The sequence below is a fragment of the Mesorhizobium sp. B2-5-4 genome (assembly GCF_006441095.1).
Classification (GTDB): domain Bacteria; phylum Pseudomonadota; class Alphaproteobacteria; order Rhizobiales; family Rhizobiaceae; genus Mesorhizobium; species Mesorhizobium salmacidum.
On sequence record NZ_VFUR01000009.1, the window covers coordinates 41975 to 55892 of the forward strand.

Sequence of the window (13918 nt, forward strand, 5' to 3'; positions counted from 1 at the left end):
TTGCAACGTCGCAAGATCGTCGTGGTCCTGAAGGGCTATCCGCGGCTGTCGGAAACTTTTATCGCACAGGAACTGCTCGGTCTGGAACGCGCGGGGTTCGATTTGATACTCGTCGCACTCAGGCGGCCCACCGACGCAAAACGGCACCCCGTACATGACGAGATCAAAGCGCCGGTCCACTACCTGCCGGAATATCTGCATGACGAGCCGCTACGCGTGCTTCGCTCGCTTTGTGCCTATTTGCCTCGGCCGAGCTTCTGGCGCGCGCTCGGATCGCTGGTAGCCGATATCTCCCGCGACTTTACGCGCAATCGCGCACGCCGCTTCGGGCAAGCGCTCGTGCTGGCGGCCGAATGGCCGGAAGGAGCGGGATGGTTGCATGCGCATTTCGTGCACACGCCGGCATCGGTGACGCGCTACGCCAGCCAGCTACGTAGCCTGCCCTGGAGCTGCTCAGCCCATGCGAAGGACATCTGGACTTCGGCGGACTGGGATTTGGCTGGCAAGCTTTCCTCGGCCCGCTGGACAGTCACCTGCACGAAAACCGGCTTCGATCGACTGGAAAAACTCGCCAAAGGCAACTCGTCTGTGCATCTGAGCTATCATGGGCTCGACCTTCATCGCTTCGGCAGTTTTGGCGACGCGCGACAACAGCATGACGGCTCGGAGCGCGGCGGAGCTGTTGTCGTTCTGAGTGTCGGGCGCGCCGTCGAAAAGAAAGGTTACGATACCTTGCTCGAGGCGCTTGCCCTCTTGCCTGGCGATTTGGCCTGGCGTTTCGAGCATATCGGCGACGGCGAGGAACTGGAACGGCTCAAGGCGCTGGCGCAAAAGCTCGGACTCGATGATCGCGTCGCCTGGAAAGGCGCGCTTGCGCAGGAGCAGGTGCTTGAGCACTACCGCTGCGCCGACATCTTCGCCCTGGCCTGCAGGATCACGGCAAATGGCGACCGGGACGGCTTGCCAAATGTTCTTGTGGAGGCAGCTAGCCAGCGGCTTGCCTGCGTGTCCACCGATGTTTCTGGTGTGCCGGAGCTTATATCGCCCGATGAAACCGGGCTGCTGGTACCGACAAACAGCCCAATCGCCCTGGCACAGGCGCTGGAGCGCCTGATCCGGGATCCCGTCCTGCGCGCCCGCCTAGGCGACGCCGCAGAGCGGCACGTGCGCGGCAATTTCGATCATGTGGCGAGCATTGGACAGCTCAAGGAATTGTTCGAGCGCGAGTGGCGGGCCGTCGATTGAAGCAACTGGGTGCCTTCCTCTATGTCCAGCACCTGCTCGGTATCGGGCATCTCGCACGCACCAGCCGCGTCGCGGCGGCTCTGGTCGATGACGGGTTTGACGTGACGATCGTGACCGGCGGAGCGCCGGTCGCGGGGTTTCCGGGACTGGGGGTAAAGTCTGTCACCCTGCCACCTGTCACCTCCGGCGATGAAGGATTTTCCGGACTTGTCGACCTGCAGGGCAAACCCATCGACGATGATTTCAAGAAACGCCGTTCAGAGATGCTGCTGCAGGCATTCCAGGATTGCAGGCCTGATATCGTGATTGTCGAGGCGTTTCCATTTGGACGTCGGCAGATGCGTTTCGAACTCTTGCCGCTGATCGAGGCCATCGACGCGACGTCGCCCAGACCGCTGCTGGTGACGTCCATCCGTGACATCCTTCAGGAGCGCGTCAAGCCGGGCCGAAACGAGGAAACGGTTGATCTCGTCAATACGCACTTCGACCTTGTTATGGTCCACGGCGACCCGGCGTTTGCAACCGTCGACAAGACATTTCCACTGGCCGGGGCGATCAAGGCCGATGTCACCTACACGGGGCTCGTTGCCGCGCCGCCCTCGCCCGCGGCCTCCGAGCGCTTCGACGTTCTGGTGTCAGTTGGCGGCGGAGCTGCCGGAAGCAGCCTTGTAAGCTCCACCATCGCAGCGGCGCGGAATGCCAAGAACGGTTGGAAATGGTGTTTGATCACCGGCCCAAACCTGCCCAAAGACCAGTTTGACGCGATCGCACACGACGTCACGCCGGGCCTGTCCATCTTCCGGTTCCGAGAGGATTTCGCCAGCCTGCTGACCGGCGCCCGCCTGTCAGTCTCGCAGGCAGGTTACAACACGGTCTGCGATGTCCTGCGCGCGGGTTGTCGCTCCCTGCTCGTTCCATTTGCAGCCGGCGGGGAAAGCGAACAGACGGTTCGCGCCCTGATGCTCGAAGAACTCGGTCTTGCAACGGTGCTGATGGAAAAGGACCTAACGCCTGAAGGTTTGGCGCAAGCGATCGAAGAGGTGCTTGTGGCACCGAGACCATCCGCGCATCGTCTCGATCTGGAAGGCGCCCGCCACTCGGCGCAAATCCTGCGCGACCGGTATCGAACATGGTCCCTAAAAAGGGGGCCCGGTTTCAGAGAAGCTCATGATCAAACAGACGATGGATCCTAAAGCGGTTCATCGTTTCACGGAAAACGCAGAACCGCTCTATCTCGTGCGACGCGGGTCAAGCCGTGGTTTTTATGTATGTCGCAGCCCCAAAAGCGCCACGCACTGTTGGGCGAAATGCATTAGACAGTTCCAATCAGCATGAAGCGCGTATAATTTTTTGTCGGCAGTTCGCCGGAGAACCGCACCTCCCGTAGCGCCGCCATTGCTTCGAAGGCCGCCAGCGAAGCCACGCAGTTGACGTGCGTCGGCTCGCTGAAATAATCGTTCGATTGCAGCAGAACATTCGTGCCCCGCGGAAGCAGAGCAAGCCAGGCGCGCAGATCGGCTATGTGTTCGCAGCTCGTATTGACCGTCAGGTCGGGACGCCCGGCCGCATAGTCGAGTGCATACATATCTGCCGTCAACGCCCGGAACCGGTCGCCGGCTTCCCGATTGAGGGTCAGGGCGACCGGCGCGACTTCGGGATCGATGTCGATGCTGTCGACCGCCGCGATGTCGAAGCGGGCATCGCTGAAAAGCATTGCCGGCAGTACGCCGTACCATCCACCCAGAACCCATATGCGCCCGAACCGGCCGCCGCAGCTTTCGAACAGCCTATCGAGCGCCCACATCTTGCAGGCGACCTGCTTGTGGTTGAAGGCGTTGGCGATATCGGCCTTCGGGTGCTTGGCGATGACGCGCGCCAGCCCTGCCACGAGAGGGCTTTTGACATAGGCCGCAATTCCTCGGGTGAGGTCCAAGGCTTGCTCGTGCCCGTCCATGCCGGCATTGCGTGGTTGCGTGACATCCATCATATTCGCCTTGTATGTTGGGATTTCGGGCGACACAACGCAATCTTGCTGAGCGCAGCACTACTTCCGTGCACTGCAGCTTCGAGCTTGTCATTGGCGACGAAGAAATTGCCGATACGCCATTCGCCAGCAGGTGCTTTTGCATCCATCCTTCCAACTGAGGTCCACAGTCGCATATGGAACCCAGCCTAGCCCGCTATATCTGGACGCACACCAAGAAGCAGCAGGTCTGGATATTGCTGATCGTCGTGATCTCGATGATCCCGTATTTCATGTCCTTCAACCTGCCGAAGCTGATCGTCAACGGCCCGATCCAAGGCCGCGGCTTCGAGCAACCCGGCGCGACCCTGCCATTCATGAGGTTGCACTATAACCTGCCGTTTATTGGCGAGGTCCTGTTCTTCTCCGGTTTTCAGCTCGGCCGCAAGGCGACGCTGCTTGCCCTGAGCATTGTGTTCCTCTTGCTGGTCGTCATCAACGGCCTGTTCAAACTCTACATCAACACCTACAAGGGCCGTCTCGGCGAACGCATGCTGCGGCGTATCCGCTTCGATCTTGTCGATCGTGTGCTGCGGTTTCCGCCGATTTACTTCAAGCGGGTGAAATCCGCCGAAGTGGCGACCATGGTGAAGGACGAGGTGGAGCCCTTGGGCGGCTTCATCGGCGATGCTTTCCTGCAGCCGGTGCTGCTCGGCGGCCAGGCGCTGACGGCCATGCTGTTCATCATGGTCCAGAACGTCTGGCTCGGAATGATAGCGGTCGTGATCGTGGTGATCCAGATCGTGCTCATCCCGCGAATGCGGCGGCGGCTACTCGTGCTCGGGCGCCAACGGCAATTGACGGCGCGCGCGCTTTCGGGCCGTGTTGGCGAAATCGTCGATGGCATCGGCGCGGTTCACGTCCACGATACATCAAACTATGAGCGCGCCGACATAGCTGCCCGGCTCGGGCTCATATTCAAGATCCGCTTCGATCTTTACCAATGGAAATTCATGGTAAAGTTCCTCAACAATTTTCTCGCGCAGCTCACGCCCTTTCTGTTCTACATGATCGGCGGTTACCTGGCCATTGAGGGTCGGCTGGACGTCGGCCAGCTCGTGGCCGTGATCGGCGCCTACAAGGACCTGCCCGGACCGATGAAGGAACTGATCGACTGGGATCAGGATCGGCAGGATGTCCAGGTCAAATATCAGCAGGTCGTTGAACAGTTCACCGTGGAGAGTCTCATTGCGCCTACAATCGGGGCGTTGGCGATCGACGATCCCGATCCGATGACCGCCCCCCTGTCGGCAATCGGTCTGTCCATAGCAGACGATGGCGGTGCGATCCTTCTCAACCGTGTCTCCTTCCAGGTCAAGCCGGGTGAGACGGTAGCGCTGGTCAGCACCGCAACAGGCGGAGCCGAAGCGCTTGCAGAAGCCTTTGCGCGGCTGAACTGGCCCGACAGCGGAAGGATCGTTTCGGGCACCGACGACCTGCTTGAACTCCCCGAAGCGGTGACCGGACGTCGCATGTCGTATGCCTCGTCGGATGTTTTCCTGTTCCAGGCAAGCCTCCGCGATAACTTGCTCTACGGGTTGAAACATGCGCCGCTGACACCGGTGACTTATGACGGTGCAGCGGCAGACCAACACCGCTGGAACATCGAAGAGGCGCGCCGGTCCGGCAATCCGGATCTTGATATCCGCAGCGACTGGATCAACTATGCTTCCGCCGGCGCCACCGGCCCGCACGACCTCTTTGAAGCCGTGCGCCGGGTGCTCGACGCGGTTATTCTGTCGCGCGACATTCTGGACCTTGGCTTGCGCTCTTCGGCCGACCTCAAGCGTCACACGGAACTTGCCAGGCGGATCGTCGAACTGCGTGCGGCGTTGCGAACCCGGCTTGAACAGGAAGGGCTGAGCGGACTAGTGGTTCCTTTCGAACCGGGCGCCTACAACAAGGAAGCGACGATCGGCCAGAACCTGCTCTTCGGCGCTGCGGCCGGCCCTGAACTGGCGGATAGGGCGCTGGCGGCCAACCCCTATTTTGCTTCTGTGCTCAATGAAGCCGGTCTCGACCGCACGCTCTACGAAATGGGCATGGAAATCGCCGAACAGGCGATCGAGCTGTTCGCCGACCTGCCAGCCGATCACCAGTTCTTCCAGCAGCTCGCCTTCATGAGCGCCGAGGAGATACCGGCCTACGAAACCTTGCTGCAACGGCTCAAGAACCGTCCCTACGAGGCGGTTTCGGAGACCGACCGCGCCATGATCGTTAGCTTGAGCTTTGCCTATATCGAGCCCCGGCACCGCTTCGGCCTGCTAAGCGATGAGCTGATGAGCAAGATCGTCACTGCCCGCAACCGGTTCTATGAAAACCTGCCGACCGAGCTGCATGACGCGATCGAACGGTATGATCCGGGCAAATACATCGCCGCGGCTACTGTCATGGATAATGTGCTGTTCGGGCGTGTGGGCAACAACCACCCCGACGCGCCGGACCGCATACGCTCCATCCTCTATGACCTTCTTGATGAGCTGGGGCTTTATGGCGAACTTCTCAATGTCGGCCTGGATTTCAACGTCGGCGCCGGCGGCAGGCGGCTGACCGGTGGACAGCGACAGAAGCTCGATGTTGCCCGAGCGCTGCTCAAGCGTCCCGATTTTCTCATTCTCAACCGGCCGCTGTCGGCGCTCGATCAACGCATGCAAGATAAGGTGTTGCGGAACGTTCTCGAGGAAGCCAGACGCGACGGCCATTCGCCGGCAATTGTCTGGGTGGTGACGAATCCGTCCATGGCGATGATGTTCGATCGCGTCATCGTGTTCGACTCGGGTGAATTGGTGGAAGACGGAACACACGAGACACTTTTGGCAGGCAACGGTGTCTTCAAGGAACTGGTGTCGTAGAGCGACGAGATACGGAACCAATTCCATCTGGGCGCGCGTTGCTCTAGTCTGGCAAACGCGAATTTTGAGGTTTGCGACAATGCTGCTCAAGGATGAAGTTGGAATGCTGCAACGCGTTCCCTTGTTTTCTGGCATTGAGTTGACAAAGCTCAAACTGCTTGCGTTCACATCCGATCGCGTCAGCTACGGCGCGGGCCAGATCCTTTTCCGGCAGGGCGACGAGGGAGATGCCGCCTATGTCATCCTTTCAGGCAAGGCAGATATTCTGGTTGATTCCGATAGAGGGCCGTTAAAAGTAGCCGAAATGGCGCCAAATTCGATTGTTGGGGAGATCGCCATACTGTGCAACAGCTCGCGCACAGCCACCGTCAGAGCGGCAAGTCAGCTGGAAGCCTTGAGAATCCGCAAGGATCATTTCCTGAGGCTCATGAAGGAGTCCCCGGAAATGACCATCGAGATATTGCGGGTTCTTGCCGATCGCCTAAGCCACACCACCGCCGATCTGATCGATGCACGAAGTGCCAAATAGCCAATGAGATGCGGTCGACGCTCCCCGTCATGATAGCGCAAGCCTCTGGCTGAGAGGGTCACTGGAGGAAATCGGCAAATTTCGGGCGGAAAACGGTTCACACTTTTCCTGGTGCTCTAGCGGCAGTTGTTTGGCTACGATGAGCAACGGGACTGCGAAGGGGCTACCATGGACGACGACGTTTTCCTGGTCAGGTTTTGGGGCGTGCGCGGCAGCATTGCGGTATCCGGGCCGGAATTCGTTCGCTATGGCGGCAACACAAGTTGCATTGAGATGCGATGCGGCAAGCATACGCTTCTATTCGACGCGGGCTCTGGCCTGCGGCCTGCCGGCAGGGCGTTTCAGGCGGCGGATGTGACCGATTTCGACCTGCTTTTCACTCATTGCCATTACGATCATATCATCGGGCTGCCGGCTTTTGCGCCGATCTTTGACCCGAGCGTCAAGCTTACCGTTTGGTCCGGGCATCTTGCAGGACGCATGACGACCCGACAGATGGTCGATGAGTTCATCCGGCCGCCGTGGTTTCCGGTGAAAATGGACGTCTGCAAGGCAAAGCTCGACTGCCGCGATTTCGTGTCCGGAGACGTGCTTCGGCCGCGCGAAGGGGTGGTGGTTCGGACCGGCAGCCTTACCCATCCGGGCGGCTGCATAGGCTACCGAGTCGAATGGGGCGGCCGCGTCGTGGCGGTGATCACGGACACCGAGCACGAGACGGGCAAACTCGATCAGTCGGTGCTCGGCCTGATCGACGATGCCGACCTCGTCATTTACGATTGCACCTATACCGAGAAGGAATTGGAACGCCGCCGCGGTAACGGCCACTCGACATGGCAACAGGGCGTCAAGCTCTGTGAGGCGGCCGGTGCGCGGGGGCTCGCGCTGTTTCACCACGATCCAGCACGCACCGACGAGCAACTGGACGAGATGGAGAAACTGGCCAAGGACAGGTTTGCCGGCGCGTTTGCCGCGCGGGATGGCCAGACCCTCGAATTTCCAGTCTCATCGCATAAAAAGCGCTGAGCTATTTCTTCTACCGGCGCTGCGCGCGATCAATGTCCTGATCGGAAGCCATGCGCAGGCTTCAGTCCGTGTGGTGACTGCGAACAGCCGTTCGAGGAAAAGCCACGCCGATTCATCATGTACGAGATGGTGGGTGAGCAGGCCGACCGGTTCGTCGTCGAATGCATGCTGCAAGTGCGCGATGATAGCCTGAACCAATAGGCCGTGATCGCGGCAGCCGCGCGTGCCATGCCAATCCATGATGTCTACATTGCTGTTGATGACCGCCAGTGGAGCCGCCTTCGGCGGCCCATAGACCGACAATGCCGCAAATCCTATCGATCCAAGGTCGGATACCAGGCCGGCGTCGATCCTGTTCCAGGGGGGCACGAGGATCGGAACGGCACGTGCGCCGTGCAGACCGGTTACGTGCGCCAGCCCGCGAGCCAGATCATCGAGCACCGCTTCGCGTGGCCGATGCGGGCCGAGCTCCTGCTTTTTCTGGTCCTCGGGCGCGTGATTTCGGTGCTCCCAGCCATGGCTGGCGACCGTGGCATGCGGCGCCTCGTCAAGCCGGGCGACAAGCTTCTCATCAGTGCGGGCCGGAATGACGGCCAGAGTGACCGGAACCGCGAATTCACCGGTGAGATCGAGCAGCCGATCAAGCGCCGGCGTCGGATCCACGGCATCATCGTCGCGCAGCCAGAACTCTGCCTTACGACCGGCCCGCTGCCGGCCCGCCAGTTCTTCCATCAAGGGTTGCCAGATCCGATCGGACGATGTCATGAAACCGGGACCTTCGGAAGGAGTTCGGCCAGATGCGCCGCTGCAACGCCGAGGGAACGTTCTTCAAGGATGAAACGTCTGGCTTCCACAGCCATGATGGTTCTTTCGTCGTTACGGGCCAGAAGCCTTTCAATGGCAGAAGCGAACGCCGCCACATCGCGCGGCGGGGTGAGAAACCCGGTCTGGCCATCTCGCACGACTTCCGGCACGCCGGCGATGTCCTGAGCCACCACCGGAAGGCCGGCGGCCTGTGCTTCAAGATAGGCAACGCCATAGGCCTCGCCGTAACCCGGCCAGACGTAAATTCCTCCACGATAGAGGACATCCGGCACGGCGGCTGGCTCCATCGCGCCGAGCCATTCGATACGGTCGGCGGCAAAGCCGGCGAATTGCGCCTTGACCTCGTCACGGGCAGGCCCGTCGCCGACAACCGACATGGTCCAGGGCAAGTGGCCGATCAGACCGAGAGCTTGCGCCAGCATGCGATAGCTTTCGACTTTGTCGCCCGGGCGCATCATGGCAACGGCAACGAGGCGCGTCGGACAACCTCGTGCCGGCATTTCCTTGAATACCGATGTGTCGATAAAGGGCGACAACATATCAAGAGCGACCCCGGGTATCGCATCTGCCAGTCCCTGACGATCCCTTTGCGTGAAGCAGATGTTCAGCGCCGCCTGTTCGACGGCTCGCACCACCAACGCCTGCGTATCGGCCCACAAACCGGCATTGCGCCGCCTCGAATAGGAAGCTTCCGCTGTCACATATGGGACAGCAAAGGTCGACGCCAGCCCGGGCCCGATCAGGTCGGGCGCCTTGTAATAGGGATGATAGCAGAACCATAGATCGGGCTTGCCGTCACGATCCCAAAGCCTGGTCAGCCGCGCGGCTTCCTCTCGGACCTCTACCTTGAGCGCATCGAAACTTTTCGGCTCCGGTTCGCGTAGATAGAAGCGCAATTCGGATGCCAGTTCGACGCTGTGTCCTCCATGCTCCAGCGCCTTGACCAGCGTGCGTGCCATCTGGCGGTCGCCGGAGGCAATGGAATGATTGGGTGACTTCAGCGGCGCGTAGAAGGCAATTCGCATTCCGCGACCCTATCATCGGAAAGCATGCGCAAGTCAATTTCGAAGCATCATCGACTTCACCTTCAAGCAGTGGAATGTGCTATCTGATGCTCATGGAAACAGCTGCCGCTTCGGACCCGTTTGTCGCTTCTCTGCCGGTCTTCGCAAAGTTCGAAAGCGTTGCCGATATCGACAACTATCGGCCTCTCCCCGATGGCTGGGCGCTGGCCACCGCCGACATTGTCGGCTCGACCAAGGCGATCGAGACGGGACGCTACAAAACGGTCAATATGGCTGGCGCCAGTGTCATTTCGGCCCTGCTCAATGCGCTGGGTCGGCAAGATCTTCCCTTTGTCTTCGGCGGCGACGGGGCGCTCGTCGCATTTCCCGGCTCGGCGGTGGAGACCACCCGCAACGCGCTGGCGGCTGTCCAGAGATGGGTGGCGGACGAACTGGACCTAACCCTGCGTGCCGCAATCGTGCCGATAAAGGATATTCGAGCGCAAGGCCTCGACGTTCGCGTGGCAAGGTTCCAAGCATCCGATGCGGTCTTCTATGCCATGTTCGCCGGCGGTGGCGGCAGTTGGGCGGAAGCCGAGATGAAAGCGGGGCGCTACCGCATCGATCCTGCTCCGGCCGGCGCACGGCCGGATCTGACCGGCCTCTCCTGCCGCTGGAACCCGATCGAAACCCGGCATGGCGAAATCGTCTCGATCATAGCCATACCGGGGGCGTCGCGCGACCTGCGCGGTTTTCAGTTTCTGGCATCCGACATCATCGCCCTTGCCGGCAGGCAGGAACGCGATGGCCACCCTGTGCCGGTGAACGGGCCGGATTACAGCTTGCTGCCCGCCGGCCTCGATATCGAGGCGCGGGCCACGGCGCCGGCAGGACGGCGGTGGCTGTCGAAGCTGTGGATAGTGTTCCTGATGACGCTTACGGCCGTCACCGATAGATACGGCTGGACGATCGGCAGTTTCGATCCGAAGATCTACAAACGCGACGTGGCCAGCAATTCGGATTTCCGGAAATTCGACGACGGCTTGAAGATGACCATCGACGTTGACGCTGATGTGTTGCAACGGATCGAGAACCGGCTGAAACAGGCGGAAGAGGCGGGCATCTGCAACTATGGCCTGCACCGCCAGAAATCGGCCTTGATGACATGCCTCGTCGCCTCGCCGCTGCAGCGCGATCACGTTCATTTCATAGATGGTGCCGCCGGCGGCTATGCGATGGCTGCCGCAACCTTGAAGGCAAAGTTGCCGGTCTGATGACGGCTTGCGAGAATCCATTTTCCGCAATATGCCTCGGCCATGGTTCCTGGGACCATGGTAAGCCGCGCCTGGCAGCGGCCAGGCTATCCGAATTAACGGGAAAGCAGATTTTTGGACGCTTCACGATCGGCATATGACCGTCTGCTGAACCGTATCTCGACGCACGCCGCGCAGGTCGGCGTGATTGGATTGGGCTATGTCGGGTTGCCGCTGGCAATTGCGGTCGCACGCGCCGGCTTCCCGGTTTTCGGCTTCGACATCGAAGCCCAGAAGGTCGAGAGCCTGAACAACGGCCAATCCTACATTGAGGCGGTGACGTCGACAGCCCTTGCCGGCCACGTGGCGAGTGGACGGTTCCGCGCCACGGCGGATTTTGCCGAACTGTCCGTCTGCGATATCATCATCATCTGCGTTCCGACGCCGCTGACGAAAAACCGTGAGCCGGACCTCTCCTTTGTCAGGAACACGACTGGCGTCATCGCAAAGCATCTGCGTCTCGGCCAGCTCATCGTGCTGGAATCTACCACCTATCCCGGCACCACCGACGACGTGATCAAGCCCATACTGGAAGAAACCGGTTTGCAGTCGAAGATAGACTTCTTCCTCGGCTTCTCGCCCGAACGCGAGGATCCCGGCAACCGCAGCTTTGAAGTCGCGACGATCCCCAAAGTCGTGGCAGGTGACGGCATTGAAGCGGCGACGCTCGTGCAGGCTTTCTACCAAGGCGTGGTCAAAACCGTCGTTCCGGTTTCCAGCACGGCGACCGCCGAGGCAGTCAAGCTGACGGAAAACATCTTCCGTTCGGTCAACATAGCGCTCGTCAACGAATTGAAGGTCGTGCTCGGCGCGATGGGCATCGACATCTGGGAGGTGATCGAGGCGGCCAAGAGCAAGCCCTTCGGCTACATGCCTTTCTATCCTGGCCCCGGATTGGGCGGGCACTGCGTTCCGATCGATCCCTTCTACCTGACGTGGAAGGCGCGCGAGCATGAACTGCCGACCCGCTTCATCGAGCTGGCGGCAGAGATCAACACCGCTATGCCGCGTCATGTGGTCGATGAACTGGCGAAAGCGTTGGACCGGCGCTGCGGCAAGGCGCTCAGCCGCTCGCGCATTCTCATCATCGGGCTCGCCTACAAGAAGAATGTGCCCGACATCCGCGAAAGCCCCTCATTGCGGCTCATTGAACTCATCGAGGAATGGGGCGGCAAGGCGGAATTCCACGATCCGCATGTTCCCGAGATCCCGACCACACGAGAGCATATGGCGATCAAGGGGCGCCGCTCGGTCGAATTGACCGAGGCGGCCTTGAAGGATTTCGATGCTGTCGTCGTTGCAACCGACCATGACGCGATCGACTATCAGACAATCGCTGATCACGCCGTTCTGATCGTCGACACACGCAATGTTTTTGGCCGTCTCGGGCTGCTCCGAGAGACGGTGGTGAAGGCCTGACGACGTCCCAGCCGGCAAATTTTTTGCCCGATGTCAGGATCGAGATTGCACTCTGGCCGCAGCTTCGCCACATAACGCCACAAGACATGACTGCAGTTAAGCCTGTTCCTTGGTTGCAAGGACAGTCATTCGGGCAATTCCTTCGCCGTTCTGCCGCCGAAGCCGACCCCGTTGACTTTGGGCATCTTTGGCTCGCCGGCGGACTGTGTTATGGCGGATCGAAGGATAATGGCTCCGTCTTCGACGGGTTTCGAGGTAGTATGAGCACGGCGCAAGCAGAAATTTCCACAATTCTCATGGATAAGGTTGCCGACTGGCTGACTCAGTCGGCGCTGGCCGGCAATGAGCTGGAAACATTGGTAAAGGGGTTTTGCGAACGGCTGGCTGCTGCCGGCCTGCCGTTAAAGCGGGTGCATTTGAGCTTTTCGATGCTTCATCCGCTTTATGACGCGCTTGGCTTCACCTGGATTCGCGGCCAAGGCATGGAAGTGGAAGGCTTCCGCAAAAAGGACGGCGTTCATTCTGACAGGTTCCTGACCAGCCCATACTACTATCTGCTCAGCAACAAGCTCGACCATCTGCGGCGTCGGCTCGACCCGTCGGTCCCGTCGGAATTTCCTGTTTTCGATGAACTCAGGCTTATGGGCGTGACCGATTACATGGCTTTCGTCCATCCCTTCAACGGCAATACCAGTCAGGGCATGATCGGGTCCTGGTCCACCGACAGTGCTTCAGGTTTCAGCGAGGGCATGATTTCGGCGCTGCTGCGTATCCAAAATCATCTCGCCATCGCAACCAAAATGGCGGTGCTCACCAAGTTGGCCGACAACATGATGACCACTTATCTCGGCGGCGACGCCGGCAGACGCGTGCTGGACGGCCAGATCAAGCGCGGCGAGGGCGACACAATCCGGGCCGCACTGGTCATGGCCGATATGCGCGGGTCGACAAGGCTTGCCGAAACTTCCGGCCGCGAAATCTACATCGATACGCTGAACCAGTTTTTCGATGCCATTGCTACACCTTTCAATCGCAAAGGCGGGCAGATCATGAGTTTCATAGGTGATGGCTTCATTGCCGTCTACCCTTGTGAAAGACATCGCTCGCATTCCGAGACCGCCTGCCAGTCTGCTCTGGCGGCAGCGCACAAGGCCACTGCGCGCATGGTGGATCTCAATCTGCGAAGGAAGGAAAAGGGGTTGTCCGACATAAAATTTGGCATCGGCCTGCATGTCGGCAACGTGATGTTCGGCAATGTCGGGCTTACCGACCGGCTCACATTCTCTGTCTTCGGCTCGGCTGTAAACGAGGTCCAGCGCCTCCAGACCCTGACCAAGAAATATCCGCACCGCGTTCTCGCCAGCAAAGACTTCGCCAGCTATTGCGGCGCCAGCAGCTGGCTGACGCTCGGCAGCGAGGAACTGGCGGGGATCAAGCAGAAGCTGACGGTGCTTTCACCCGATCTGTCGGGCGCTCTCGCACTCGATGAAGACGGTGCGCTGGAGCCGATTTACGACCGGAGATCGGAGGCCGAGCAGGTCATGCTGCTTCATCGCGATGCCGCACGGCAGTCGGCGGGCGACCCGAGGAAGCTCCAGTAGCCACCCCAATCTGATACGAACGCCTTTGGTAAGCAGTCCGGTCGCCGGATTCGCCGCTGGCGACCGTTTCGAATCCAAGTTGCT

Annotated in this window: 11 protein-coding genes; 8 read left to right on the forward strand and 3 right to left on the reverse strand. The window is 60.1% G+C overall.

From position 1 onward, the window contains the following. Both FJ492_RS13460 and FJ492_RS13465 read left to right on the forward strand, forming a co-directional pair. Complete coding sequence (locus FJ492_RS13460; protein ID WP_140770311.1) at nt 1-1245, forward strand: glycosyltransferase; 1245 nt, start codon at nt 1-3, stop codon at nt 1243-1245. Then, complete coding sequence (locus tag FJ492_RS13465) at nt 1242-2438, forward strand: glycosyltransferase family protein (protein WP_140770313.1); 1197 nt, start codon at nt 1242-1244, stop codon at nt 2436-2438. Before FJ492_RS13460 ends, FJ492_RS13465 begins: the two co-directional genes overlap by 4 nt. Before the next feature lie 119 nt (nt 2439-2557). On the opposite strand, the gene FJ492_RS13470 is transcribed toward FJ492_RS13465, so the two are convergent. Then, a complete protein-coding gene (locus FJ492_RS13470) occupies nt 2558-3229 on the reverse strand; it encodes a class I SAM-dependent methyltransferase (RefSeq protein ID WP_140504453.1) in 672 nt (223 codons plus the stop codon). Between the two features lie 176 nt (nt 3230-3405). Here FJ492_RS13470 and FJ492_RS13475 point away from each other — a divergent pair, with 176 nt between their 5' ends. The 3 genes from FJ492_RS13475 (at nt 3406) to FJ492_RS13485 (ending at nt 7672) form a co-directional block, all read left to right on the forward strand. After that, nucleotides 3406-6120: an ABC transporter ATP-binding protein gene (locus FJ492_RS13475; RefSeq protein ID WP_140770315.1), complete on the forward strand. Its 2715-nt coding sequence runs from the start codon at nt 3406-3408 to the stop codon at nt 6118-6120. A gap of 79 nt (nt 6121-6199) precedes the next feature. Continuing rightward, on the forward strand, nt 6200-6649 hold the full coding sequence (locus tag FJ492_RS13480) for a cyclic nucleotide-binding domain-containing protein (RefSeq protein WP_140661343.1): 450 nt from the start codon (nt 6200-6202) through the stop codon (nt 6647-6649). Between the two features lie 168 nt (nt 6650-6817). Continuing rightward, nucleotides 6818-7672 carry an MBL fold metallo-hydrolase gene (locus FJ492_RS13485; RefSeq protein WP_140770317.1) on the forward strand — a complete coding sequence of 285 codons (855 nt, stop codon included), beginning with the start codon at nt 6818-6820 and terminating at the stop codon, nt 7670-7672. Here FJ492_RS13485 and FJ492_RS13490 read toward each other — a convergent pair. After that, a complete protein-coding gene (locus FJ492_RS13490; RefSeq protein WP_140770319.1) occupies nt 7652-8437 on the reverse strand; it encodes a polysaccharide deacetylase family protein in 786 nt (261 codons plus the stop codon). The genes FJ492_RS13485 and FJ492_RS13490 overlap by 21 nt on opposite strands. Then, nucleotides 8434-9522, reverse strand: a complete 1089-nt coding sequence (locus FJ492_RS13495) for a glycosyltransferase family 4 protein (RefSeq protein WP_140770322.1) — start codon at nt 9520-9522, stop codon at nt 8434-8436. The genes FJ492_RS13490 and FJ492_RS13495 overlap by 4 nt, the downstream gene beginning before the upstream one ends. A gap of 92 nt (nt 9523-9614) precedes the next feature. On the opposite strand from FJ492_RS13495, the gene FJ492_RS13500 reads away from it, so the two are divergent. From FJ492_RS13500 to FJ492_RS13510, 3 genes are all read left to right on the forward strand, one after another. Then, complete coding sequence (locus FJ492_RS13500; protein WP_140504761.1) at nt 9615-10775, forward strand: DUF3095 domain-containing protein; 1161 nt, start codon at nt 9615-9617, stop codon at nt 10773-10775. 114 nt (nt 10776-10889) lie between these two features. Then, a complete protein-coding gene (locus FJ492_RS13505; protein WP_140770324.1) occupies nt 10890-12233 on the forward strand; it encodes a nucleotide sugar dehydrogenase in 1344 nt (447 codons plus the stop codon). Nucleotides 12234-12493: 260 nt separating this feature from the next. Continuing rightward, nucleotides 12494-13834, forward strand: coding sequence for an adenylate/guanylate cyclase domain-containing protein (locus tag FJ492_RS13510; protein WP_140504465.1), 1341 nt, complete (start codon nt 12494-12496; stop codon nt 13832-13834). The last annotated feature ends 84 nt before the right edge of the window (nt 13835-13918 follow it).

Coding starts and splice junctions, on each gene's coding strand:
- FJ492_RS13495 (WP_140770322.1), bottom strand. CDS start 9,522: ATGCGAATTGCCTTCTACGCGCCGCTGAAGTCACCCAATCATTCCATT.
- FJ492_RS13490 (WP_140770319.1), bottom strand. CDS start 8,437: ATGACATCGTCCGATCGGATCTGGCAACCCTTGATGGAAGAACTGGCG.
- FJ492_RS13500 (WP_140504761.1), top strand. CDS start 9,615: ATGGAAACAGCTGCCGCTTCGGACCCGTTTGTCGCTTCTCTGCCGGTC.
- FJ492_RS13510 (WP_140504465.1), top strand. CDS start 12,494: ATGAGCACGGCGCAAGCAGAAATTTCCACAATTCTCATGGATAAGGTT.
- FJ492_RS13470 (WP_140504453.1), bottom strand. CDS start 3,229: ATGGATGTCACGCAACCACGCAATGCCGGCATGGACGGGCACGAGCAA.
- FJ492_RS13485 (WP_140770317.1), top strand. CDS start 6,818: ATGGACGACGACGTTTTCCTGGTCAGGTTTTGGGGCGTGCGCGGCAGC.
- FJ492_RS13475 (WP_140770315.1), top strand. CDS start 3,406: ATGGAACCCAGCCTAGCCCGCTATATCTGGACGCACACCAAGAAGCAG.
- FJ492_RS13480 (WP_140661343.1), top strand. CDS start 6,200: ATGCTGCTCAAGGATGAAGTTGGAATGCTGCAACGCGTTCCCTTGTTT.